Raw genomic sequence first — 21,534 nt, forward strand, 5'->3', positions numbered from 1 at the left:
CTGTGCACATGTCCGAACCGACCGGTGCAGCCCGCCGTCGCGGGCCCTTCAAGGTCGGGGACCAGGTCCAGCTCACCGATCCCAAGGGACGCCACTACACGTTCACGCTCGAAGAGGGAAAGAGCTTCCACACCCACAAGGGAGCCTTCCCCCACGACGAGCTGATCGGCGCTCCCGAGGGCAGTGTCGTCCGTACCACGGGAAACGTCGCCTACCTCGCGCTGCGCCCCCTGCTCCCCGACTACGTCCTGTCCATGCCGCGCGGCGCCGCCGTCGTCTATCCCAAGGACGCGGGCCAAGTCCTCGCCATGGCCGACATCTTCCCCGGCGCGCGGGTCGTGGAGGCGGGTGTCGGGTCCGGGTCGCTGAGCATGTTCCTGCTGCGCGCCGTCGGCGACAGCGGCATGCTGCACAGCTACGAGCGGCGCGCGGACTTCGCGGACATCGCCCGGCAGAACGTCGAGCGCTACTTCGGACAACCGCACCCCGCCTGGACGCTCACCGTCGGAGACCTCCAGGACCAGCTCACGGACAGCGACGTCGACCGCGTCATCCTCGACATGCTCGCCCCGTGGGAGTGTCTGGAGGCCGTTTCCAAGGCGCTCGTGCCCGGCGGCATCATGTGCAGCTACGTCGCCACCACGACGCAACTGGCCCGCATGGTCGAGTCGATCCGCGAACACGGCACGTTCAACGAGCCGCAGGCGTGGGAGACGATGGTGCGCAACTGGCATGTGGAGGGCCTTGCCGTGCGCCCCGACCACCGCATGATCGGGCACACCGGCTTCCTGCTCACCGCACGCCGGCTCGCGGACGGCGTCGAGCCGCCTCTGCGCCGGCGCCGTCCCGCCAAGGGCGCGTACGGGGAGGACTACACGGGCCCCGGCAGCACCTCGGGCCGTTCCTGAACCGCCCGTTGGGGCCGCCGCGGTCCCGCGCCGCCGCTGTGCGGCATCCGGCCCGAACATGCGCGCAAGGTGCCCGCCCCGTCAGGTACGCCTCAACACCCTGACGGGGCACGCGCGTTGGAGAGTCTTCGCTGACGCCTCGTCAGCGGCCGTGCGCACAACCGCAGTCCCGCCCGTTCCGGTGCGGTGTGACGTGTGGCACCATGCTGGGCACCCCCAAGCACACTTCTCACAGGAGTCACCCGGCGTGACGGAACTGCCGCACACCCGTACCCGCATGGTGCACTGGCTGAGCACCGCCGTGGCCCTCGCCGCCGTCGTCGGAGCCTCGGCCCTCGTCCAGCCCACGGACGCCAGCGCACAGCCCACATCCACCACGGCCGCCCCGGGCCCTGCGCCGGACCCGAAGAAGGCCGACTTCCCCGTCGATTGCGGCAGTCCGTCCGTGCCGGTCGAGGTCGTCGACAAGGGCTCCGCCGACTTCGACGGCGACGGACGCCAGGAGACCGTCGCGTCGGTGCGCTGCCACTCCGGTACGGGCTCTCCGCCCAACGCGCTCTTCGTGCTGGCCTCCGGGGCCCGCCCCGGCCAGGCGCCCCGCGTGGTCGCAACCATGCTGCGCACCAAGGAGCGGATGACCGTCCAGGATCTCCGAGTCAGCGGCCGTACGGTCTCGGCCAAGCTGCTGGGCTATTCCTCACCGTCGGTTCCGAGCTGCTGCCCGGACAGGCAGCGGAAGGTGAAGTGGGAGTGGAAGGACGGCAAGTTCGCGCTCAGTGCGGCGCCTGTGCCGGGCAGCCCGAAGAGCATCTGAGCCGTAACGGACCGTCTCCCGTCCCGCCCTTCGGGAACTCAGCGTGAGCGTCTGTCACTCACCGCGCTATTCGGCATCGGGGCCGTAGACTTCGACACTGTCCGAAACACGGCGGACATGGATGCAGTCCCCGGGGCACTCCTTGGCCGAGTCCACGACGTCGTCGAGGAGCGGAAGGGGCACGGGAGTCGTCGCTCCCTTGTCCTGGAGAAGCTCGTCGTCGGCGCTCTTCACATAGGCCAAGCCGTCGATGTCCAGCTCGAACACCTCAGGTGCGTACTGCGCGCAGATACCGTCTCCGGTGCACAGATCCTGGTCGATCCAGACCTCGAGTGCCTCGTTGCCGGTGCTCATCCTGTCGCCTGCCGTTCCTGCGTTCGTGATGGAAAGCTGCTGTCCATGTTGGGGTGTTGACCGTTCCGACCCTACAACCGGCCGCTTTCGGATGGTCATGGGTGGGTATTCCCCTGGCGTGAGGGAGTGCGCAAGGGTGAAGATCAGACACACCGTGACCGTCTTTGTGATCTAGGGTTTCAACCTGTACCCGCCCAGGTAGGGTCAGGAAGCGTCCAGCTCCCCCTGGAGGAGGTGAGGACCGTGGCAGCCCACGACGACGACATCAACCGCGGCATCCGGCCCGGTCGGGGTTCCGAAGACCCGTCGGGCCAGGTGGCGTACCTGGAGCAGGAGATCGCCGTCCTGCGCCGCAAGCTCGCCGACTCCCCGCGGCACACCCGGATTCTTGAAGAGCGGATCGTCGAGCTTCAGACGAATCTGGCCGGGGTCTCAGCACAGAACGAGCGGCTCTCCAACACTCTCCGTGAAGCGCGCGATCAGATCGTGGCGCTCAAGGAAGAGGTCGACCGGCTCGCGCAGCCGCCGGCCGGCTTCGGAGTGTTCCTCAAGGCGAACGAGGACAGCACAGCCGACATCTTCACCGGCGGACGCAAGCTCCGCGTGAACGTCAGCCCCAGCGTCGAGCTCGAGGAGCTCCGGCGCGGCCAGGAGCTGATGCTCAACGAGGCGCTGAACGTGGTCGAGGCCATGGAGTTCGAGAGCGCCGGCGACATCGTCATGCTCAAGGAGGTCCTCGAGGACGGAGAGCGCGCCCTGGTCGTCGGTCACACCGACGAGGAACGGGTCGTGCGCCTCGCCGAGCCCCTGCTGGAGACCACGCTCCGCGCGGGCGACGCCCTGCTGCTGGAGCCGCGCTCCGGCTACGTCTTCGAGGTCGTGCCCAAGAGCGAGGTCGAGGAGCTCGTCCTCGAAGAGGTCCCCGACATCGACTACCAGAAGATCGGTGGCCTGCGCGGTCAGATCGAGCAGATCCGCGACGCCGTGGAACTGCCCTACCTGCACCCGGATCTCTTCAAGGAGCACGAACTGCGCCCGCCCAAGGGCGTGCTGCTCTACGGGCCGCCCGGCTGCGGCAAAACCTTGATCGCCAAGGCCGTCGCCAACTCGCTGGCCAAGAAGGTGGCCGAAGTCACGGGCAAGCCCCAGGGCAAGAGCTACTTCCTCAACATCAAGGGCCCGGAGCTGCTCAACAAGTACGTGGGCGAGACGGAGCGGCACATCCGCCTCGTCTTCCAGCGGGCCAGGGAGAAGGCGAGCGAGGGCACGCCCGTCATCGTCTTCTTCGACGAGATGGATTCCCTCTTCCGCACCCGCGGCTCGGGTGTCAGCTCGGACGTGGAGAACACGATCGTCCCGCAGCTGCTCTCCGAGATCGACGGTGTGGAGGGCCTGGAGAACGTCATCGTCATCGGTGCCTCCAACCGCGAGGACATGATCGACCCGGCGATCCTCCGCCCCGGCCGTCTCGACGTGAAGATCAAGATCGAGCGTCCGGACGCCGAGGCCGCCAAGGACATCTTCTCGAAGTACCTCACCGCGAACCTCCCGCTGCACGCGGACGACGTCGCGGAGCACGGCGGCAACGCCAATGCCGCGTGCGACGCCATGATCCAGTCCGTCGTGGAGCAGATGTACGCGGAGTCCGAGGAGAACCGCTTCCTGGAGGTCACCTACGCCAACGGTGACAAGGAAGTGCTCTACTTCAAGGACTTCAACTCCGGCGCCATGATCGAGAACATCGTGGGCCGGGCGAAGAAGATGGCGATCAAGGCCTACCTGGACCAGAACCAGAAGGGCCTGCGTGTCTCCCACCTGCTCGCCGCGTGCGTGGACGAGTTCAAGGAGAACGAGGACCTGCCGAACACCACCAACCCCGACGACTGGGCCCGCATCTCCGGCAAGAAGGGCGAGCGGATCGTCTACATCCGCACGCTGGTCACCGGAAAGCAGGGTGCGGACACGGGCCGTTCCATCGACACAGTGGCCAACACCGGTCAGTACCTGTAAGCAGACAGCGATCCGGCTGCGGACGCCCCAGGTGGACCCCCGCCGAAGGCAGGGGAGGGCGTCCGTGGCCGGATCCTTTTTGAGTAGTCCTAGGAAGTCCGCTGAGTGATCTCCCGACTTCAGCCCGTGGGTTCTAGGCTCGTCCGTAGTGCCGCTGTGCGCAGTGCTGAGGGAAGGACCGCAGACGGGGCGGATGCGCAGCGGGACTTGAGTGGCGGCCCACAGGCGGGAAGCCACCGGGCAAGGAGGGCCGCATGACCGTACGGCGAGTGATGGGAATCGAGACGGAGTACGGGATCTCCGTACCCGGTCACCCCAACGCCAATGCCATGCTCACCTCGTCCCAGATCGTCAACGCCTACGCCGCGGCGATGCACAGGGCACGCCGTGCCCGCTGGGACTTCGAGGAGGAGAACCCGCTGCGGGACGCCCGCGGCTTCGACCTGGCACGGGAGTCCGCCGACGCCAGCCAGCTCACCGACGAGGACATCGGCCTGGCCAATGTGATCCTCACCAACGGCGCCCGTCTCTATGTCGACCATGCCCACCCCGAGTACAGCGCGCCCGAGGTGACCAGCCCCATGGACGCCGTCCTGTGGGACAAGGCAGGGGAGCGCATCATGGCGGAGGCCGCCGAACGCGCGGCCGAGGTCCCCGGCACACAGCCGATCCACCTCTACAAGAACAACACCGACAACAAGGGCGCCTCCTACGGCACGCACGAGAACTACCTGATGAAGCGGGAGACGCCGTTCTCCGACATCGTGCGCCATCTGACGCCCTTCTTCGTCTCCCGCCAGGTGGTCTGCGGCGCCGGCCGCGTCGGCCTGGGGCAGGACGGCAGCGAGCACGGGTTCCAGCTCTCCCAGAGAGCCGATTACTTCGAGGTCGAGGTCGGCCTCGAGACGACACTGAAGCGGCCGATCATCAACACCAGGGACGAGCCGCACGCGGACGCCGAGAAGTACCGCCGCCTGCACGTGATCATCGGCGATGCGAACCTCTCGGAGGTCTCCACGTACCTCAAGCTCGGCACGACGGCACTCGTGCTGTCGATGATCGAGGACAACTTCATCGCGGTGGACCTCGCCGTCGACCAGCCCGTCCGTACGCTGCACCAGGTCTCGCACGACCCGACGCTGGGGCGGCTGATCACGCTGCGCAGCGGCCGCACCCTCACCGGCGTGCAGCTCCAGATGGAGTACTGCGAGCTTGCGCGCAAGTACGTCGAGGAGCGCTGGGGCGCCGACGCCGACGAGCAGACCCAGGACGTGCTGACCCGCTGGGAAGACGTCCTGACGAGGCTGGAGCAGGACCCGATGAGCCTCTCGAAGGAGCTGGACTGGGTCGCCAAGCGCGAGCTCATGGAGGGCTACCGCCGTCGTGACCGGCTCGGCTGGGACGCGGCACGGCTGCACCTTGTGGACCTGCAGTACGCGGACGTACGTCCCGACAAGGGTCTCTACAACCGCCTGGCGAACCGCGGCAGCATCCAGCGGCTGCTCGAGGAGGAAGACATCCAGCGCGCCGTCGGCAAGCCGCCGGAGGACACCCGCGCCTACTTCCGCGGCCGCTGCCTGGAGCAGTACGCGGACGACGTGGCCGCCGCATCCTGGGACTCGGTCATCTTCGACCTGCCGGGGCGTGACTCTCTGCAACGAGTGCCCACTCTGGAGCCCCTGCGCGGCACCCGGGACCACGTCAAGGAGCTCCTGGACCGCTGCCGCAGCGCGGAGGAGCTGGTGAGAGTGCTTTCCGGAGGCTGAGATACGGCTATTCGGTGCCGCATGCGGGAATCACCGAGGTGGTACTCCGACGTTGGAGAAGTGAAGGGCCGATGTCAGTCCCTGCTTGTAGGGTCTGATCTTGTACGTCACGCGTACACCGAACCGAGCGGGGTGAGGATATGGCGACCAAGGACACCGGCGGCGGACAGCAGAAGGCCACCCGCCAGACCGAGGAAACCGAGGAACAGACTGACGAGGCACAGGTCTCCGAGGACCTCAAGGAGCGCCAGGAAGCACTCTCGGACGATGTGGACTCCGTCCTGGACGAGATCGACGACGTCCTCGAGGAGAACGCCGAGGACTTCGTGCGGTCCTTCGTTCAGAAGGGCGGAGAGTAATCGCGTGATCACCGTCCTGCGTCCCCGGGTCTCGGGGGCGCAGGACGGATGACTTCCGGGCCTGAGGGTATGGTCCGTGCAGTATTCCAAGATCTCTTCTGAACCGACTTCCGATCCGTGGAAGGAAACGTGTGGAAGCCAACACTCGTGACACAGGGCGTCTGCCCGCTGCCTTCCTGACGCCCGGCTCGTCCTCGTTCATGGACTTCCTGTCCGAGCACGCTCCTGAGGTGCTGCCCGGCAGCCGGCGCCTGCCCGCCCTCGAGGGTCCCGTCCAGGCTCCGCACGGGACGACCATCGTCGCGGCGACGTACTCGGGCGGTGTGGTGCTCGCGGGCGACCGCCGCGCAACGATGGGCAACGTCATCGCGCAGAGGGACATCGAGAAGGTCTTCCCGGCCGACGAGTACTCGGCCGTCGGCATCGCGGGCACAGCAGGGCTCGCGGTGGAGATGGTGAAGCTCTTCCAGCTGGAGCTGGAGCACTTCGAGAAGGTCGAGGGCTCGTCGCTGTCGCTGGAGGGCAAGGCCAACCGCCTTTCCACCATGATCCGCAGCAATCTCGGCATGGCACTGCAGGGCCTCGCCGTCGTCCCGGTCTTCGCGGGCTACGACGTGGACCGGGAGAAGGGCCGCATCTTCTCCTACGACGTCACGGGCGGCCGCTCCGAGGAGGTGGGCTTCACCGCCGTCGGTTCCGGCTCGGTCTTCGCGCGCGGCTCCTTGAAGAAGCTGCACCGGGAGGACCTGACGGAGGAGCAGGTCTCCACGGTGGCGCTGCAGGCTCTCTACGACGCCGCCGACGACGACTCGGCGACGGGCGGCCCGGACATGACGCGCAAGATCTATCCGACGCTCACGGTCATCTCCGACGAGGGCTGCCGGAGGCTGTCCGAGGAGGAAGTCTCCGGGCTCGTACGCACGATGCACGAGGGCCGGCTCCAGCAGCCCAACGGGCCGCAGGCCCCGCTCACCTGACGAAGGCCACGGGGCCTTCGGTGCCCTCTGACAGGAGAAGGAAGGGACGGATAGCCGGTGTCGACGCCGTTCTACGTCTCACCACAGCAGGCCATGGCGGACCGCGCCGAGTATGCCCGCAAGGGCATCGCCCGGGGCCGCAGCGTGGTCGTGCTGCAGTACACCGACGGCATCGTGTTCGTCGCGGAGAATCCCTCGCGTTCTCTCCACAAGATCAGCGAGATCTACGACCGCATCGCGTTCGCTGCGGTGGGCAAGTACAACGAGTTCGAGAATCTGCGCATCGGCGGCGTCCGTTACGCGGATCTTCGCGGATTCACCTACGACCGCGCCGATGTGACGGCCCGTGGTCTCGCGAACGTCTATGCGCAGACGCTCGGGACGATCTTCTCCAGTGCGGCGGAGAAGCCGTACGAGGTAGAGCTGATCGTCGCCGAGGTCGGCGCCGCTCCTGAGGACGACCAGATCTACCGGCTTCCCCACGACGGCTCCATCGTGGACGAGCACGGTTCGCTCGCGGTGGGCGGGAATTCGGACCAGATCAACAGCTACCTGGAACAGCGCCACCGCGACGACATGACGCTGGCCGAGGCCGTCAAGCTCGGCAAGGAGTCCCTGGCGCGTGACAACAACGGCGGGGAACGCGAGGTGACCGCCGATCAGCTGGAGGTCGCGCTCCTCGACCGAACCCGGGTCCAGCAGCGCAAGTTCAAGCGAGTGCTGGGAAGTCAGCTGCGGCGTCTGCTGGGGGAGGACGAGAGCACGAGCGGTTCCAGCTCGTCCTCGTCCGGCGGTGACGCGGAGGAACCCTCCGAGGGCGACCCGGAGGAGTAGCGCGAAGGGACTCAGTCCTCTCAAGTGCGTGCCCCGCAGGGTCAACACCCTGCGGGGCACGCGCTGTTGGGGCCGCCCTCGGCGCCCGGGGCTGGCATCCGTGGGCAGGCGCCCCGGTGAGGTCAACGCCGTTGACCGCTCACCGGTGGCACGGTCGGACGCCGGTGGGCGGCTCCGCCGTGGAACCGCGGCGTACCAGCTGTACGGGGAGCACGGCTGTGCCGGCCTCCCGGCCCGCAAGAACGTCCAGGAGCGCGCGCATGCCGGCCGCGCCGACTTCCTCGGCCGGCAGCCGCACAGTCGTCAACTCCGGTTCCAGGGCGGTCGCCAGGCTCAGATCGTCGAAGCCCGTCACGGACACGTCCTCCGGCACGCGCAGCCCCAGGCGCCGGGCCGCTTTGCACGCGCCGGCAGCCAGCACGTCGTCGTCACAGATCACCGCGGTGGGCCGCGGGACTGCCGTGAGGGCGCGGGTGGCTGCGCTCAGGGCGTCCTCGATGGTGAGGTCGCCGGCCTCGGTCAGCAGTTCGGCCCCTGGCGTCCGGGCCACCGCCTGCGCCAGCGTGCGGGCCCGCACACCGAACGTCCAGCTGTCCACCGCCGCCGCAAGGTGCGCGAGCCGCCTGTGACCGAGGCCGAGGAGATGCCCGGCCACCTGCCGCATGCCGTCGGCGACGTCGAAGTTGACGGTGGCCGCGGCGCGGTCGCCCTCCGGGTCGGTGTCCAGCATCACCAGCGGCAGTCCTCCCTCGTGCAGTGCCGCCAGTGCGTCGGGAGCCATCGAGGAGGCGATCACGCCGTCCAGTGCGGCGCGGGCGGAGCCGAACGGATCGACAGCGGGGCCCGTGCCCTCGGGGGAGGGGTAGAGGACCACGCCGAAGTCGTGTTCGGCGGCGGTTCGCGCGGCACCGGCGTGGACGCGTGCGAAGTAGTCGCCGGTGAGGGCGGGCACCACGAGGAGGGCCGTGCGGGCCCGGCCCAGCCGGAGGCTGCGTGCGGACAGGTTGGGGCGGTAGCCGAGTGCCTGTGCGGCGGCCCTGACGGTTTCGGCGGTGCGGGGCGAGACCCGTCCCTGCCACTTGCCTCCCAGCACGAGGGAGACCGTCGCCTGCGAGACGTCCGCACGCCGGGCGACGTCACGGCTGGTGGGACGCCCGTCGGACGTGCCGGTGGGCGGCCGGCCCGCAGTGCCGGGCCGCCGGGTGCTCGCCATCCGTACCGCTCCTTCGCAGCCCGTGGCAGGTGCCCGGGGTGGACCGTGGGTCAGCGACATGGTACGTATGACTCCGGAAGTTATACGTACAACGTGTATGACTGGACCGGCGGGCCGCCGGAAGGAGTGGGAGCCGTGGCGATGGGCTATGCCGAACTGCTGCGGGCCCGGCACGCGATGCGGCTGCTCGCGGGCACGCTGACGGGCAGGCTTCCCAACGCCACGGGCCCGCTGGCGATCGTGCTCTTCACCCGCGCCGAGGGCGGGAGCTACACGCTCGCCGGTGTCCTCTCCGCCGTCTACGGGCTGGCGACCGCCGTCGGCCAGCCGATGCTGGGACGTCTCGTGGACCTGCACGGCCAGCCGCGTGTGATGTTCCCCGCGGCCGTCTTCTCGGCACTGGGCATGCTGCTGCTCACGGCAGCCGGCACGGACCCCGTGTGGGCCGCCGCCGCGGGCGTGCTCGTCGCCGGCGTGTGCACACCCCCGCTCGAGGGCGGCCTGCGTGCCCTGTGGCCCAGCGTGCTCAAGGGCCCGGACAAGGTGCACAGGGCGTACGCGCTGGACGCCGTCGCCCAGGAAGTGATGTTCGCCGTCGGGCCGTTGCTCGTGACGGTGTTCGTCGCCCTCTGGAACGAGGCCGCCGCGCTGCTGGTCATCAACGCGCTGGGCGTCCTCGGCGCTCTCTCGGTCGTCGTCTCGCCGCCCTCGCGGGCGTGGAAGTCGGCTCCACGCGAACCCCACTGGCTGGGGGCGCTGCGCTCGCCGGGGCTGCTGGCCCTGCTTGCCACCTTCTTCTTCGTCGGCTTGGCGCTCGGCGCCGTCGCGGTCGCGTCCGTGAGTTACGCCGACGAGCACGGCGAGGCCCTGATCTCCAGCTATCTGCTGTCGGCGCTGGGCTTCGGCGCACTCGCGGGCGGCCTGATCTACGGAGCGCGGCACTGGGCAGGCCTCCCGGAACGCAGACTGGTATGGCTTGTTCTCGCCCTCGCCGCGGGTTACATGCCGCTGGTCCTCGTCCCGGGAGTGATCGCGATGACGGCCCTGGCAGGCCTGTCCGGGGTCTTTCTCGCTCCGGCGCTCGCCTGCGCGTTCGTGGTCGTGGACCGTCACGCTCCCGCCGGCACGGTCACCGAGGCCTTCTCCTGGCTGGTCACGACATTCGGCGTCGGGGCTGCGGCCGGTACGGGGCTGGTGGGCCCCGTCATCGAGTGGGGCGGCGCGTCCGCGGGCTTCGCCGTCGTGGGCGGGGGAGGGCTGGCGGCGTTCCTCGTGCTGCTGCTGACCGGACGGGCGTTTTCGGCCGTGCCGGGGGGTTTCCGCAGTGCCCCCGTGATGGGCCCGGCAGCAGGCCCGGAGCACGCGTCGCCCCCGGTCACGGAGGCGGAAAATGATCGCAATGCTGCCCCCGAACCCGGTTTCAGAACAGGCCGTCAGGCGTAATGTTCAGTCATGGACCGCCGAATCTTCGGGCTCGAGAACGAGTACGGCGTCACGTGTACGTTCCGGGGCCAGCGCCGCCTGTCCCCCGACGAGGTGGCGCGGTACCTCTTCCGCCGTGTCGTGTCATGGGGCCGCAGCAGCAACGTCTTCCTGCGCAACGGCGCCCGCCTCTACCTGGACGTGGGTTCCCACCCCGAATACGCGACCCCCGAGTGCGACAACGTGACCGAACTGGTCACCCACGACAAGGCCGGCGAGCGCATCCTCGAGGGGCTCCTCGTCGATGCCGAACGGCGCCTGCACGAGGAAGGAATCGCGGGCGACGTCTTTCTCTTCAAGAACAACACCGACTCGGCGGGAAACTCCTACGGATGTCACGAGAACTATCTCGTGGCCCGGCACGGAGAGTTCTCGCGCCTTGCCGACGTGCTGATCCCCTTCCTCGTCACGCGTCAGCTCGTGTGCGGCGCGGGCAAGGTACTGCAGACGCCCCGGGGGGCCGTCTACTGCGTGAGCCAGCGCGCGGAACACATCTGGGAGGGCGTCAGTTCCGCGACCACCCGGTCCCGTCCGATCATCAACACCCGTGATGAGCCGCACGCCGACGCGGAGCGCTACCGGCGCCTCCACGTCATCGTGGGTGACTCCAACATGTCCGAGACGACCATGCTGCTCAAGGTCGGCGCCACCGACCTCGTGCTGCGCATGATCGAGGCCGGCACAGTGATGCGGGATCTGACGCTGGAGAACCCGATCAGGGCCATCCGGGAGGTCAGCCACGACATCACCGGCCAGCGCAAGGTGCGCCTGGCGAGCGGCCGCGAGGCCTCGGCGCTCGAGGTGCAGCAGGAGTACTTCGAGAAGGCGCTGGACTTCTGCGACCGGCGCGGCATCCGTACGGGCCGTGTGGAGCGCGTTCTGGAGCTGTGGGGGCGTTCTCTCGACGCGATCCGCACCCAGGAGCTCGACAAGATCAACACGGAGATCGACTGGGTCATGAAGTACCAGCTGATCGAGCGTTACCGGGCGAAGAACAACCTCACGATGTCGCACCCGCGCATCGCTCAGATAGACCTCGCGTACCACGACATCCACCGCCGCCGAGGGCTCTACTACCTGCTGGAACGCAACGGCCAGGCCGCCCGTATCTGCAACGATCTGAAGATCTTCGAGGGCAAGTCGGTGCCGCCGCAGACCACGCGGGCGCGGCTGCGTGGCGACTTCATCCGGCGGGCCCAGGAACAGCGCCGGGACTTCACCGTCGACTGGGTCCACCTCAAGCTCAACGACCAGGCGCAGCGCACCGTCCTGTGCAAGGACCCTTTCCGTTCGGTCGACGAGCGTGTGGAGAAGCTCATCGCCGGTATGTGAGACGTGTCAACGGGGGACGGGATGTCCGGGCGGGGCCGTAGGGTTGCTCCCGTCCGGACATCCCTATACCGCGAGTTGGACACCATGCTGCAGACCCCCCGGGGAACGACCCCCCGCCTCAGGAAGATTTCCGTGCGCCGCTTCGCCGCGGCTCTGGTCGTGCCGGCGCTGATCGCCTCGGTCGCCGCCTGCGGCAGTGACGAGGACCAGAACGGGCAGCCCCCGAAGGTCACCGGTGCCGCGGACAAGAAGCCGAAGGTGGCCAAGGGGAAGGGCAAGCCCCCGAAGGACCTCAAGGTCAAGGTCCTCAAGGAGGGCAAGGGGCAGAAGGTCAAGAAGGGCGACTCGCTCAACGCCGACTACCTCGGGCAGCTGTGGAAGGGCAAGGAGTTCGACAGCAGCTGGAAGCGGGGTCAGCCGGCCACGTTCCAGATCGGCACGGGCAAGGTCATCAAGGGCTGGGACGAGGCCCTGGTGGGCAAGAAGATCGGCAGCCGCGTCGAGATGGTGGTGCCTCCGGAGAAGGGTTACGGCAAGCAGGGGCAGCCCCCGACGATCCCGAAGAACTCCACGCTGGTCTTCGTCGTGGACCTCAAGAAGATCATGCCGAGCGAGATCGACGGCAAGCCGGTGAAGGGCGAGCGCAACCCCGAGCTGCCCGAGGTGAGCACCAAGATCGAGAAGAACAAGGCCCCTGAGATCACCATGCCCAAGGGCGTGGACAAGGCCCCGGACAAGCTGCTCGACGAGACGATCATCGAGGGCGACGGCAAGAAGGTCACCGAGAAGAGCACCGTCCTGACCCAGTTCACGGCCAAGCTGTGGAAGGGCGGCAAGCAGCTCGACGACACCTGGGCGCAGGGCGGGCCGCAGGAGATCCCGGTGGCCAAGATCCCGGGCTGGGCCGACGCGCTCAAGGGCAAGAAGGCCGGCAGCCGTGTCGTGGTCTCCGTGCCGAAGAGCGAGTTCCCGAAGGAGCAGCAGAAGCAGTTCTCCTCCGGCGTGGTCTTCTCGGTGGACGTGCTGGACGTCAACTGAGTCCACGCGCCGTGACAGACTGGCGCGGTTGTCCGAATGAATCGTTGCTAGGAGCCATTTCGTGAGCATCGACAAGCCCGAGGTCGACTTCCCCGAGGGTGCGCCGCCTGCCGATCTGGAGATCGTGGATCTCTGGGAGGGCGACGGGCCCGAGGCCAAGGCCGGTGACAACGTCTCCGTGCACTACGTGGGCGTCTCCTTCTCCAGCGGCGAGGAGTTCGACGCCAGCTGGAACCGCGGCAAGCCGCTGCAGTTCCAGCTCGGGGCGGGCCAGGTCATCCCCGGCTGGGACCGCGGTGTGCAGGGCATGAAGGTCGGCGGGCGCCGCCGGCTGACCATTCCCGCGCACCTCGCCTACGGGGAGCAGGGTGCGGGCGGTGGCCGTATCAAGCCGAACGAGACGCTGATCTTCGTCTGCGACCTCGTCTCCGTCTGAGCCGGCCGCGTCGCGGCTTCTTCCGGGGGTCCCGCCTGCGGGCGGGGCCCCCGGTCTTGCTTTTGCGGGGAACCCCGCTAGCGGTACGGTCAATTGCCGAGAAGAGCACAGAGCAGTACGAGAAGTACGGGGAGCACGAGGGAGCCCATGGCGATTGCCAAGGCCGAGCGGCTGATGAATCTGGCGCTGTGCCTGCTCGGGACCCGGCGCCCGCTGACGAAGCGCGAGCTGCGTACCTCGATCGAGGCATACCTCGAAGCCGCGGGCGACGAGGCCTTCAACAGGATGTTCGAGCGCGACAAGGACGACCTGCGCGAGCTCGGCCTTGTGATCGACACCGTGGAGGGCCTGGACGGTGACATCGGCTACCGCGCCCAGCGAGACAGCAACCGGCTCCCGCCCATCGCCCTCGACGCCGAGGAGGCGACCGCCCTCGGCCTCGCCGCCCGCGTCTGGCAGCAGGCGCGTCTCGCGGGCGCCGCGAGCGGTGCGCTGCAGAAGCTGCGGGCGGCCGGCGGCATGCCCCAGCACGACGACGGCGGGAGAGGGGACGGACCGGCCGTCGCACACAGCACGCTCGAGCCCCACATCCCCGTCCGGGAGGCCGCGTTCGAGCCGTTGATGCTGGCCTGCCGGGACCGCCGTCCCGTCGTCTTCGACTACCGCAAGTCCAACGCGGCCCGCCCCGAGCGACGTCAGGTCGAGCCCTGGACGCTGGAGTGCTGGCGCGGCCACTGGTATCTCGCGGGTTTCGACCGCGAGCGGCAGGCCGAGCGGGTCTTCCGCCTCTCCCGCATCACGGGGCCCGTACGCTCCCGGGCCGCCGCGTTCACCGCCCCGGTGCCCGACCAGGTGACCGTACGGGAGACGGTCGAGCGGTGGGCCGGGGAGAGCGCTTCGCGCAGCGCGCGCATCCGGCTGCGCGCGGGCGCCGGTTACCCGCTGCGGTCACGCGCCACCGAGGTCCGGGAACTGCCGGACGGGTGGGAGGAGTTGGAGATTCCGTACGGTCACGGACTGGACGCCTGGCTGGTGGAGTTCGGGCCGGACGTGATCGTGCTGGAGCCGGCGGAACTACGGGCCGAAGTGGTCGACCGTCTTCGCGCCGTCGCCAAGGGCTGAGGGGGAGCACGGACCATGGCACCGAACGCCATCGACCAGACCCGCCGGATGCTGTCCCTGGTCACGTATCTCCGGGACCGCCCGGGTGCCCGGATCGACGAGGTGGCCCGCGCCTTCGGCATCACGGCCGACGAGCTGATCTCCGATCTCGACGTCCTGCCCATGTGCGGCACCAGTTTCCGCGGCGGCGACCTTCTGGAGATCGACACGGACGGCGAGCGCATCTGGTGGCGCAACGCCGACGCCCTCGGCAGCGACACCGCGCAGCCGCTCCGCCTCGCCTCCGACGAGGCGACCGCTCTGCTCGTCGCAGCCCGCGCCGTGGCCACCCTGCCGGGGCTGCGGGAGAGCGACCGGGACGCGCTGCAGCGCGCCACCGCGAAGCTGGAGGAGGCGGCGGGGGAGAGCGCGGGCGCCAGTTCGCGGCTGTCGGTGACGTTCGAATCGGAGGGCGGGGTCTTCGCCGACGTGGACCGCGCCATCGCCGAGCGGCGCCGGCTGTGGCTGCGCTACTACTCGCCGGCGCGGGACGAACTCACGGAGCGCGAAGTCGACCCCATCCGTCTGTTCGCCGTCGGGCACACCTACCTGGAGGCCTGGTGCCGTCTCTCGGAGGCGCGGCGCACCTTCCGTCTGGACAGGGTCGCCGAGATCCGTCTGCTGGAGGAACCGGCGGACCCGCCTCCGGTGGAGCTGCGTGATCTGAGCGAAGGACTCGTCCAGCCCTCGGCGGAGGACCCCGAGGTGGTCGTCGAGGTCGGACCGGGAGGCCGCTGGGTCGCCGAGTACTACCCGTACGACAGCGCCGAGGAACTGCCGGACGGGGGGCTGCGCGTCACCCTTCGCACGCCCGACCCGGCTTCGCTGCGGCGGCTGGCGCTGCGGCTGGGCCGGGACGGGAGGATCGTGGCTCCGCGCGAACTCGCCGAGAGCGCACGCGAGGTCGCGCGCACGGCGCTGGCGGCGTACGGGGAGTGAGAGGCCGCACGGGGTGTGCTCTGCGATCCCACTAAGCTCGGCGCATGCTCTGGCCCATGTTCTTTCTCGCGCTCGCCTTCTGCGGAATCGTCGTCCTCGGTGTGCTGGCCGTCCGGGTCGGGCTGGAGGTGCGCCGGTTCTCCCGTGCCGTGGGCGACTGCTCGGAGCGCATCACCCTCGCAACCGAAGACCTCGAACGCGCCGCGGTACCGCTGGCGGAACGGGCGGGGCGGGCGCGTGACGTGCACGGAGACCCGATCGGGGAGGCCCGGGGACGACGCGAGCGCTGACCTGCCGGTGACGGGGTGGCCGCAGCACCGCGAGGGGACCGGCGACGGCCGTGAGGTGCGGGGCGCCGCAGGCACCCTGCCTGGCCCGTACCTTTGAGCGGTAAGCTGCACGGAGCCGCGTCACGGCGGCCGGTGAGCGCAACCTCATGGCAGTACGGGCATTGCCCGTGGTTCACGGCCCAGGGTTACGATCGCTGGAGCGCTCGCTTGACGCAGTCCGTCCGATCCACACGGCAGGCACGAACACACGCCGGCCCCGGCGAGAAGGTAGTGGCACATGATCGGCAATCTGAAGCCCCTGGAGATCGTTCTGATCGTCCTGGTCATCCTGCTGCTGTTCGGCGCCAAGAAGCTTCCGGACATGGCCCGTTCGCTGGGCAAGTCTGCCCGCATCCTCAAGAGCGAGGCCAAGCAGATGAAGAAGGACGGCGGCGACGACAGCGACGCCGGCACCTCCGACTCCCAGCAGGCACCGAAGACGATCCAGGCCGCCCCCGGGGACGTCGCCAGCTCACGGCCCGTCACCGAGCCGACCAAGAACCAGCAGCAGAGCCAGTCCTGACCGCCGCGTGACGCGGCCGTGCGCCAGCCGCACGGCACAACCGGCATTCCAGATATTCCGGACACTTCACACAACGAGGACCTGGGTTGCTCAAGTCGGCCCGTAGACAGGGCAGCAAGAGGGAGAAGGACCCCGAGGGGCGGATGCCCCTCGCGGAGCATTTGCGGGAGCTGCGCAACCGGCTGATGAAGGCGGTGCTGGCGATCCTCGCCGTCACCGTCGTCGCGATGATCTATTACAAGCCCATCGCCGGTTTCCTGACCGATCCGGTGCGCGAGTCCGTGGGCTGCACGGAGGGCTTCGGCCGTGCTGCCGAGAACGGCGAGACGTGTGCCGAGATCACCATCAACGGTCTGATTGCCCCCTTCACGATCATGCTCAAGGTCGCGCTGACCGTCGGTGTGGTCGCGGCCTCCCCGGTCTGGCTGCACCAGCTGTGGGCCTTCCTCGCCCCCGGTCTGCACAGGCACGAGAAGAGGTACGCCCGCGCGTTCGTCGGCGCCGGTGCCCCGCTCTTCCTCGGCGGTGCCTATCTCGCGTACCTGGTCCTGCCCAAGGCCGCCGCGACGCTCCTCGACTTCAGCCCCGACGGAACGGGCAACCTGATCCCGCTGGACGACTTCCTCGACATCGTCACCCGGCTCGTGATCGTCTTCGGCCTCGCCTTCGAACTCCCGCTGCTGCTGGTGATGCTCAACCTCACCGGCATCCTCAGCGGACGCCGGCTGCTGGGCTGGTGGCGGGCGATGGTCCTGTGCATCACGGTCTTCTCCGCCGTCGCGACGCCCACGGGCGATCCGCTCACCATGGCGGCGCTGGCGGCGCCCATCGTGCTGCTCTACTTCGGGGCCGTGGGGATCTGTCTCCTCAACGACCGCCGCCGCGGGCGCAACGATCCCTACGCGGGACTGGACGACGACGAGGCGGCCCGGATCGACGCCCCCGACGCCATCGAGGAGGGCGAGAGCGTCCCCGCGCCGCGCGCGCTTCCGGAGTCCGAGACCGGCAGCGGCCCGGGCGCGAACGGAAGCGGTCCGCAGGGACGGGACGGTTACGACGACGCGACCTGAGCGGGTATGGTCCGCGCGTGACCAGCGAGATCACCCTTTTCGTCAACCCCACCGCGGGGCGCGGCCGTGGCGCAGGCGCCGCACAGCCCGCCGCTGACGCCCTGCGCCGGGCCGGATTCGCCGTACGCACCGTCGTCGGCAACGACGCCGACGACGCACTCGCGAGAGCGCGCGATGCGGTACAGGCGGGCACCGGAGCTCTGATAGCTGTCGGCGGCGACGGCATGTCCTCCCTGGCGCTCCAGGCGGTCGCCGGTACGGACACCCCGCTCGGCGTCGTCGCCGTGGGCACGGGCAACGACTTCGCGCGCGCCAACGGCCTGCCGGTGCGGGAGCCCGCCAAGGCCGGGCGTCTCGCCGCCGAGGCTCTCAAGGCCGGGCACGAACGCCGCATCGACCTGGGCAGAGCCGGTGAGCGCTGGTTCGGATCGGTGCTTGCCTCGGGTTTCGATTCGCGCGTCAACGACCGCGGCAACCGGATGCGGTGGCCCGCGGGAAAGATCAAGTACGACCTGGCGATCGTCGCCGAACTTGCCGCCTTCAAGCCCGTCCCGTACCGGATCACGCTCGACGACGGCGAGCCGTCGGAGATCGCGGCCACACTCGTTGCGGTGGGAAACGGCCCCTCGTACGGGGGCGGCATGCGCATCTGCCACGGTGCGGAGATGGACGACGGACTCCTCGACGTCACGGTCGTGGGGGAGTGCAGCCGCGCGACGCTGCTGCGCGTCTTCCCCCGCGTCTACAAGGGCACCCACCTGTCGCATCCCGCCGTCACGACGTACCGCGCCCGGAGCGTGCGGCTGGAGGCCCCGGATGTGACGGGGTACGCGGACGGCGAACCGCTCGGCCCGCTGCCGCTGACGGCGAGGGTGGTCCCGGGAGCGGTCCGGCTGCTCGTGGGGGAGTAATGATCGTGAGCGGTGTCGGGGGTGGCCGGTAGGCTCGTAGTCACGATGACCGAGGACCTGTCCCCCGCAGAGCGGTATGCACTGGCGCGGCTGCGCGCCGCCGAGCAGGCCACCGCTCTCGCCCCGTTCCGTGACCTGTACGACTTCGATCTCGACGAGTTCCAGATCGAGGCGTGCCGAGCCCTCGAAGCCGGAAAGGGAGTGCTGGTCGCGGCGCCGACCGGCTCCGGCAAGACGATCGTCGGCGAGTTCGCCGTGCATCTCGCCCTCACGCAGGGCCGCAAGTGCTTCTACACGACGCCGATCAAGGCCCTGTCCAACCAGAAGTACAACGACCTGGCCAAACGGCACGGTGCGGACCGTGTGGGCCTGCTGACCGGGGACAACAGCGTCAACGCCGACGCCCCCGTCATCGTCATGACGACCGAGGTCCTGCGGAACATGCTCTACGCGGGATCGCAGGCGCTCTCCGGGCTCGGATACGTGGTCATGGACGAGGTGCACTACCTCTCCGACCGGTTCCGTGGCGCGGTCTGGGAAGAGGTGATCATCCACCTGCCCGAGTCGGTCACCCTTGTCTCGCTCTCGGCCACGGTCTCCAACGCCGAGGAGTTCGGGGACTGGCTCGACACGGTCCGCGGCCACACCGAGGTGATCGTCTCCGAGCACCGCCCGGTGCCTCTTTGGCAGCATGTGCTGGCCGGCCGGCGCATGTACGACCTGTTCGAGGAGAAGGGCGACAAGCGCGAGGTCAACCCGGACCTGGTGCGCATGGCCCGCATGGAGAACAGCCGCCTGTCCGGCCCCCGGGACCGCCGCCGCGGCAGCCCGCGCCGGGAAGCGGACCGCGAACGGGAGCGGCGGCAGCGCTCCCGCGTCTGGACGCCGGGCCGCCCCGAGGTCATCGACAGGCTCGACTCGGAGGGGCTGCTGCCCGCCATCACCTTCATCTTCAGCCGCGCGGGCTGCGAGGCCGCTGTGCAGCAGTGCCTCTACGCGGGGCTGCGGCTCAACGACAGCGCCGCGCGGGCGCGGGTCCGCGAGATCGTGGAGGAGCGCACGGCCGACATCCCCGACACCGACCTTCACGTCCTGGGGTACTTCGAGTGGCTCGAGGGTCTGGAGAGGGGCATCGCCGCGCACCACGCGGGCATGCTCCCCACCTTCAAGGAGGTCGTCGAGGAACTGTTCGTGCGGGGCCTGGTCAAGGCCGTCTTCGCGACGGAGACCCTCGCCCTCGGGATCAACATGCCGGCGCGGTCGGTGGTGCTGGAGAAGCTCGTCAAGTGGAACGGAGAGCAGCACGCCGACATCACACCCGGCGAGTTCACGCAGCTGACGGGCAGGGCCGGGCGCCGCGGCATCGACATCGAGGGCCACGCGGTGGTGCTGTGGCAGCGCGGCATGGACCCGGCCGCGCTGGCCGGCCTGGCCGGCACCCGTACGTATCCGCTGCGCTCCTCCTTCAAGCCCTCGTACAACATGGCGGTCAATCTCGTCGGGCAGTTCGGGCGGCACACCTCGCGTGAGCTGCTGGAGACGTCCTTCGCCCAATTCCAGGCCGACCGCTCCGTGGTGGGCATCTCCCGGCAGGTCCAGCGCAACGAGGAGGGCCTGGAGGGCTACCGGGAGTCCATGACGTGCCACCTCGGCGACTTCGAGGAGTACTCGCGGCTGCGCCGGCGCCTGAAGGACCGTGAGACGGAACTCGCCAAGCAGGGCGCGGTGCAGCGCAGGGCACAGGCTGCCGCGGCGCTGGAGAAGCTGAAGCCCGGTGACGTCATCCATGTGCCGACGGGCAAGTTCGCGGGGCTGGCGCTCGTTCTCGACCCGGGGACGGGCGCGGGGGGCCGGGGCCCGGCCGAGCGCCGGGGCTGGCACCAAGACGGGCCGCGTCCGCTCGTACTGACGGCGCAGCGGCAGGTGAAGCGGCTGGGCTCCATCGACTTTCCCGTGCCCGTGGAGCCGCTGGAGCGGATGCGCATCCCGAGGTCGTTCAACGCCCGCAGCCCCGAGTCGCGCCGCGATCTGGCCTCCGCGCTGCGTACGAAGGCCGGGCACCACGCGTCCCCGCGGCACCGCAAGCAGCGCGCGGCCGCCGCCGACGACGAAGAGATCGCACAGCTGCGCACCGAGATCCGCCGCCACCCGTGCCACGGCTGCGACGAGCGCGAGAACCATGCCCGCTGGGCCGAGCGGTACCACCGTCTCAAGCGGGACACGCGGCAGCTGGAGCGCAAGATCGAGGGCCGTACCAACACCATCGCCCGCACTTTCGACCGTGTCTCCGCGCTGCTGACGGAACTGGGTTATCTCCGCGGTGACGAGGTGACGCAGGACGGGCGGCGCCTGGCGCGGCTCTACGGCGAGCTGGACCTGCTGGCGAGCGAATGTCTCCGTGACGGCGTGTGGGAGGGCCTGCCGCCTTCCGAACTGGCCGCCTGCGTCTCGGCGTTGGTGTACGAGTCGCGTGCTGCCGACGATGCGCTGCCACCGAAGCTGCCGGGCGGCGGGGCCCGTGGAGCGCTCCAGGAGATGGTGCGCATCTGGGGCCGCCTGGACGCCCTTGAGGAGGAGCACCGCATCAACCAGACCGAGGGCGTCGGCCAGCGCGAGCCGGACCTCGGCTTCGCGTGGGCCGCCTTCCGGTGGGCCGAGGGCGACAGCCTGGACTCGGTGCTCCGCGACGCCGACATGCCGGCCGGTGACTTCGTGCGCTGGTGCAAGCAGTGCATCGACGTGCTGGGGCAGATCGCGGTCGCGGCGCCCGAAGGCGGCGATGTGGCGAAGAACGCGCACAGGGCGCTGGAGTCGATGCGGCGCGGGGTCGTCGCGTACACAAGCGTGGGCTGACGGCCGGAGCCGCGTTGCGGGGCCGGCAGCGCTCCCGGCCCGTAACGCACCGGCTTCACCGCTCAACGCCCGTTCCTGCACGGCGTGTTGGCTTCGGCGCCGCGTGGGCATGTACAGCGCGCCGACGTATCCATGCCCGCGGGAGGCCGATGTGCGCACCACGTCCGGATCCGCTGCCAGAACCCGTCCCGGCTCCGTCTCACCCCCCGGCGCGAAGGCCCGGCG

General features: G+C 69.3%; 20 protein-coding genes. 18 read left to right on the forward strand and 2 right to left on the reverse strand.

Annotation, left to right across the window (positions count from 1 at the left end):
• The first annotated feature begins 8 nt into the window (after nt 1–8).
• Both H180DRAFT_RS24530 and H180DRAFT_RS24535 read left to right on the forward strand, forming a co-directional pair.
• Nucleotides 9–908, forward strand: a complete 900-nt coding sequence (locus tag H180DRAFT_RS24530; RefSeq protein WP_055488315.1) for a tRNA (adenine-N1)-methyltransferase — start codon at nt 9–11, stop codon at nt 906–908.
• A 247-nt stretch (nt 909–1,155) separates the two neighbouring features.
• Complete coding sequence (locus H180DRAFT_RS24535) at nt 1,156–1,722, forward strand: hypothetical protein (protein WP_254666169.1); 567 nt, start codon at nt 1,156–1,158, stop codon at nt 1,720–1,722.
• 66 nt (nt 1,723–1,788) lie between these two features.
• On the opposite strand, the gene H180DRAFT_RS24540 is transcribed toward H180DRAFT_RS24535, so the two are convergent.
• A complete protein-coding gene (locus H180DRAFT_RS24540) occupies nt 1,789–2,076 on the reverse strand; it encodes a ferredoxin (protein ID WP_055488316.1) in 288 nt (95 codons plus the stop codon).
• A gap of 243 nt (nt 2,077–2,319) precedes the next feature.
• On the opposite strand from H180DRAFT_RS24540, the gene arc reads away from it, so the two are divergent.
• The 5 genes from arc to prcA all read left to right on the forward strand — a co-directional run bounded on the left by arc (nt 2,320) and on the right by prcA (nt 8,022).
• On the forward strand, nt 2,320–4,086 hold the full coding sequence (gene arc / locus H180DRAFT_RS24545) for a proteasome ATPase (RefSeq protein ID WP_055488317.1): 1,767 nt from the start codon (nt 2,320–2,322) through the stop codon (nt 4,084–4,086).
• A gap of 254 nt (nt 4,087–4,340) precedes the next feature.
• The gene (dop, locus tag H180DRAFT_RS24550; protein ID WP_055488318.1) at nt 4,341–5,852 is read left to right on the forward strand and encodes a depupylase/deamidase Dop; all 1,512 of its coding nucleotides are present in this window, start codon (nt 4,341–4,343) and stop codon (nt 5,850–5,852) included.
• Nucleotides 5,853–5,992: 140 nt separating this feature from the next.
• On the forward strand, nt 5,993–6,211 hold the full coding sequence (locus H180DRAFT_RS24555; RefSeq protein WP_055488319.1) for a ubiquitin-like protein Pup: 219 nt from the start codon (nt 5,993–5,995) through the stop codon (nt 6,209–6,211).
• Between the two features lie 131 nt (nt 6,212–6,342).
• Nucleotides 6,343–7,188, forward strand: coding sequence for a proteasome subunit beta (gene prcB, locus H180DRAFT_RS24560; RefSeq protein ID WP_055488320.1), 846 nt, complete (start codon nt 6,343–6,345; stop codon nt 7,186–7,188).
• A 57-nt stretch (nt 7,189–7,245) separates the two neighbouring features.
• Nucleotides 7,246–8,022 (forward strand): proteasome subunit alpha, encoded by a 777-nt coding sequence (prcA, locus tag H180DRAFT_RS24565; RefSeq protein WP_055488321.1) that lies wholly within the window; start codon nt 7,246–7,248, stop codon nt 8,020–8,022.
• 139 nt (nt 8,023–8,161) lie between these two features.
• Here prcA and H180DRAFT_RS24570 read toward each other — a convergent pair whose 3' ends face one another.
• Nucleotides 8,162–9,235, reverse strand: a complete 1,074-nt coding sequence (locus tag H180DRAFT_RS24570) for a LacI family DNA-binding transcriptional regulator (protein ID WP_055488322.1) — start codon at nt 9,233–9,235, stop codon at nt 8,162–8,164.
• A gap of 135 nt (nt 9,236–9,370) precedes the next feature.
• Between H180DRAFT_RS24570 and H180DRAFT_RS24575 the strand changes: the two genes are divergently transcribed.
• The 11 genes from H180DRAFT_RS24575 (at nt 9,371) to H180DRAFT_RS24625 (ending at nt 21,309) form a co-directional block, all read left to right on the forward strand.
• Nucleotides 9,371–10,678: an MFS transporter gene (locus tag H180DRAFT_RS24575; RefSeq protein WP_055488323.1), complete on the forward strand. Its 1,308-nt coding sequence runs from the start codon at nt 9,371–9,373 to the stop codon at nt 10,676–10,678.
• Between the two features lie 9 nt (nt 10,679–10,687).
• On the forward strand, nt 10,688–12,049 hold the full coding sequence (gene pafA / locus H180DRAFT_RS24580) for a Pup--protein ligase (RefSeq protein WP_055488324.1): 1,362 nt from the start codon (nt 10,688–10,690) through the stop codon (nt 12,047–12,049).
• A gap of 132 nt (nt 12,050–12,181) precedes the next feature.
• Nucleotides 12,182–13,087 carry an FKBP-type peptidyl-prolyl cis-trans isomerase gene (locus H180DRAFT_RS24585; protein WP_074466975.1) on the forward strand — a complete coding sequence of 302 codons (906 nt, stop codon included), beginning with the start codon at nt 12,182–12,184 and terminating at the stop codon, nt 13,085–13,087.
• A gap of 61 nt (nt 13,088–13,148) precedes the next feature.
• On the forward strand, nt 13,149–13,523 hold the full coding sequence (locus H180DRAFT_RS24590) for an FKBP-type peptidyl-prolyl cis-trans isomerase (protein WP_055488325.1): 375 nt from the start codon (nt 13,149–13,151) through the stop codon (nt 13,521–13,523).
• Between the two features lie 147 nt (nt 13,524–13,670).
• Complete coding sequence (locus H180DRAFT_RS24595) at nt 13,671–14,645, forward strand: helix-turn-helix transcriptional regulator (RefSeq protein ID WP_055488326.1); 975 nt, start codon at nt 13,671–13,673, stop codon at nt 14,643–14,645.
• 15 nt (nt 14,646–14,660) lie between these two features.
• Entirely contained in the window at nt 14,661–15,623 is a 963-nt protein-coding gene (locus tag H180DRAFT_RS24600) for a helix-turn-helix transcriptional regulator (protein WP_055488327.1), read from the forward strand.
• Between the two features lie 44 nt (nt 15,624–15,667).
• Nucleotides 15,668–15,913: a hypothetical protein gene (locus tag H180DRAFT_RS24605; RefSeq protein WP_055488328.1), complete on the forward strand. Its 246-nt coding sequence runs from the start codon at nt 15,668–15,670 to the stop codon at nt 15,911–15,913.
• 277 nt (nt 15,914–16,190) lie between these two features.
• Nucleotides 16,191–16,475 carry a Sec-independent protein translocase subunit TatA gene (gene tatA / locus H180DRAFT_RS24610; RefSeq protein ID WP_055488329.1) on the forward strand — a complete coding sequence of 95 codons (285 nt, stop codon included), beginning with the start codon at nt 16,191–16,193 and terminating at the stop codon, nt 16,473–16,475.
• An 86-nt stretch (nt 16,476–16,561) separates the two neighbouring features.
• A complete protein-coding gene (gene tatC, locus H180DRAFT_RS24615; protein WP_074466976.1) occupies nt 16,562–17,545 on the forward strand; it encodes a twin-arginine translocase subunit TatC in 984 nt (327 codons plus the stop codon).
• A gap of 17 nt (nt 17,546–17,562) precedes the next feature.
• Complete coding sequence (locus H180DRAFT_RS24620; protein ID WP_055488331.1) at nt 17,563–18,456, forward strand: diacylglycerol kinase; 894 nt, start codon at nt 17,563–17,565, stop codon at nt 18,454–18,456.
• 45 nt (nt 18,457–18,501) lie between these two features.
• A complete protein-coding gene (locus tag H180DRAFT_RS24625) occupies nt 18,502–21,309 on the forward strand; it encodes a DEAD/DEAH box helicase (RefSeq protein ID WP_055488332.1) in 2,808 nt (935 codons plus the stop codon).
• Nucleotides 21,310–21,534: the final 225 nt, after the last annotated feature.

Origin of the sequence: Streptomyces sp. WMMB 322 (genome assembly GCF_900090145.1) — a bacterium.
GTDB lineage: Bacteria > Actinomycetota > Actinomycetes > Streptomycetales > Streptomycetaceae > Streptomyces.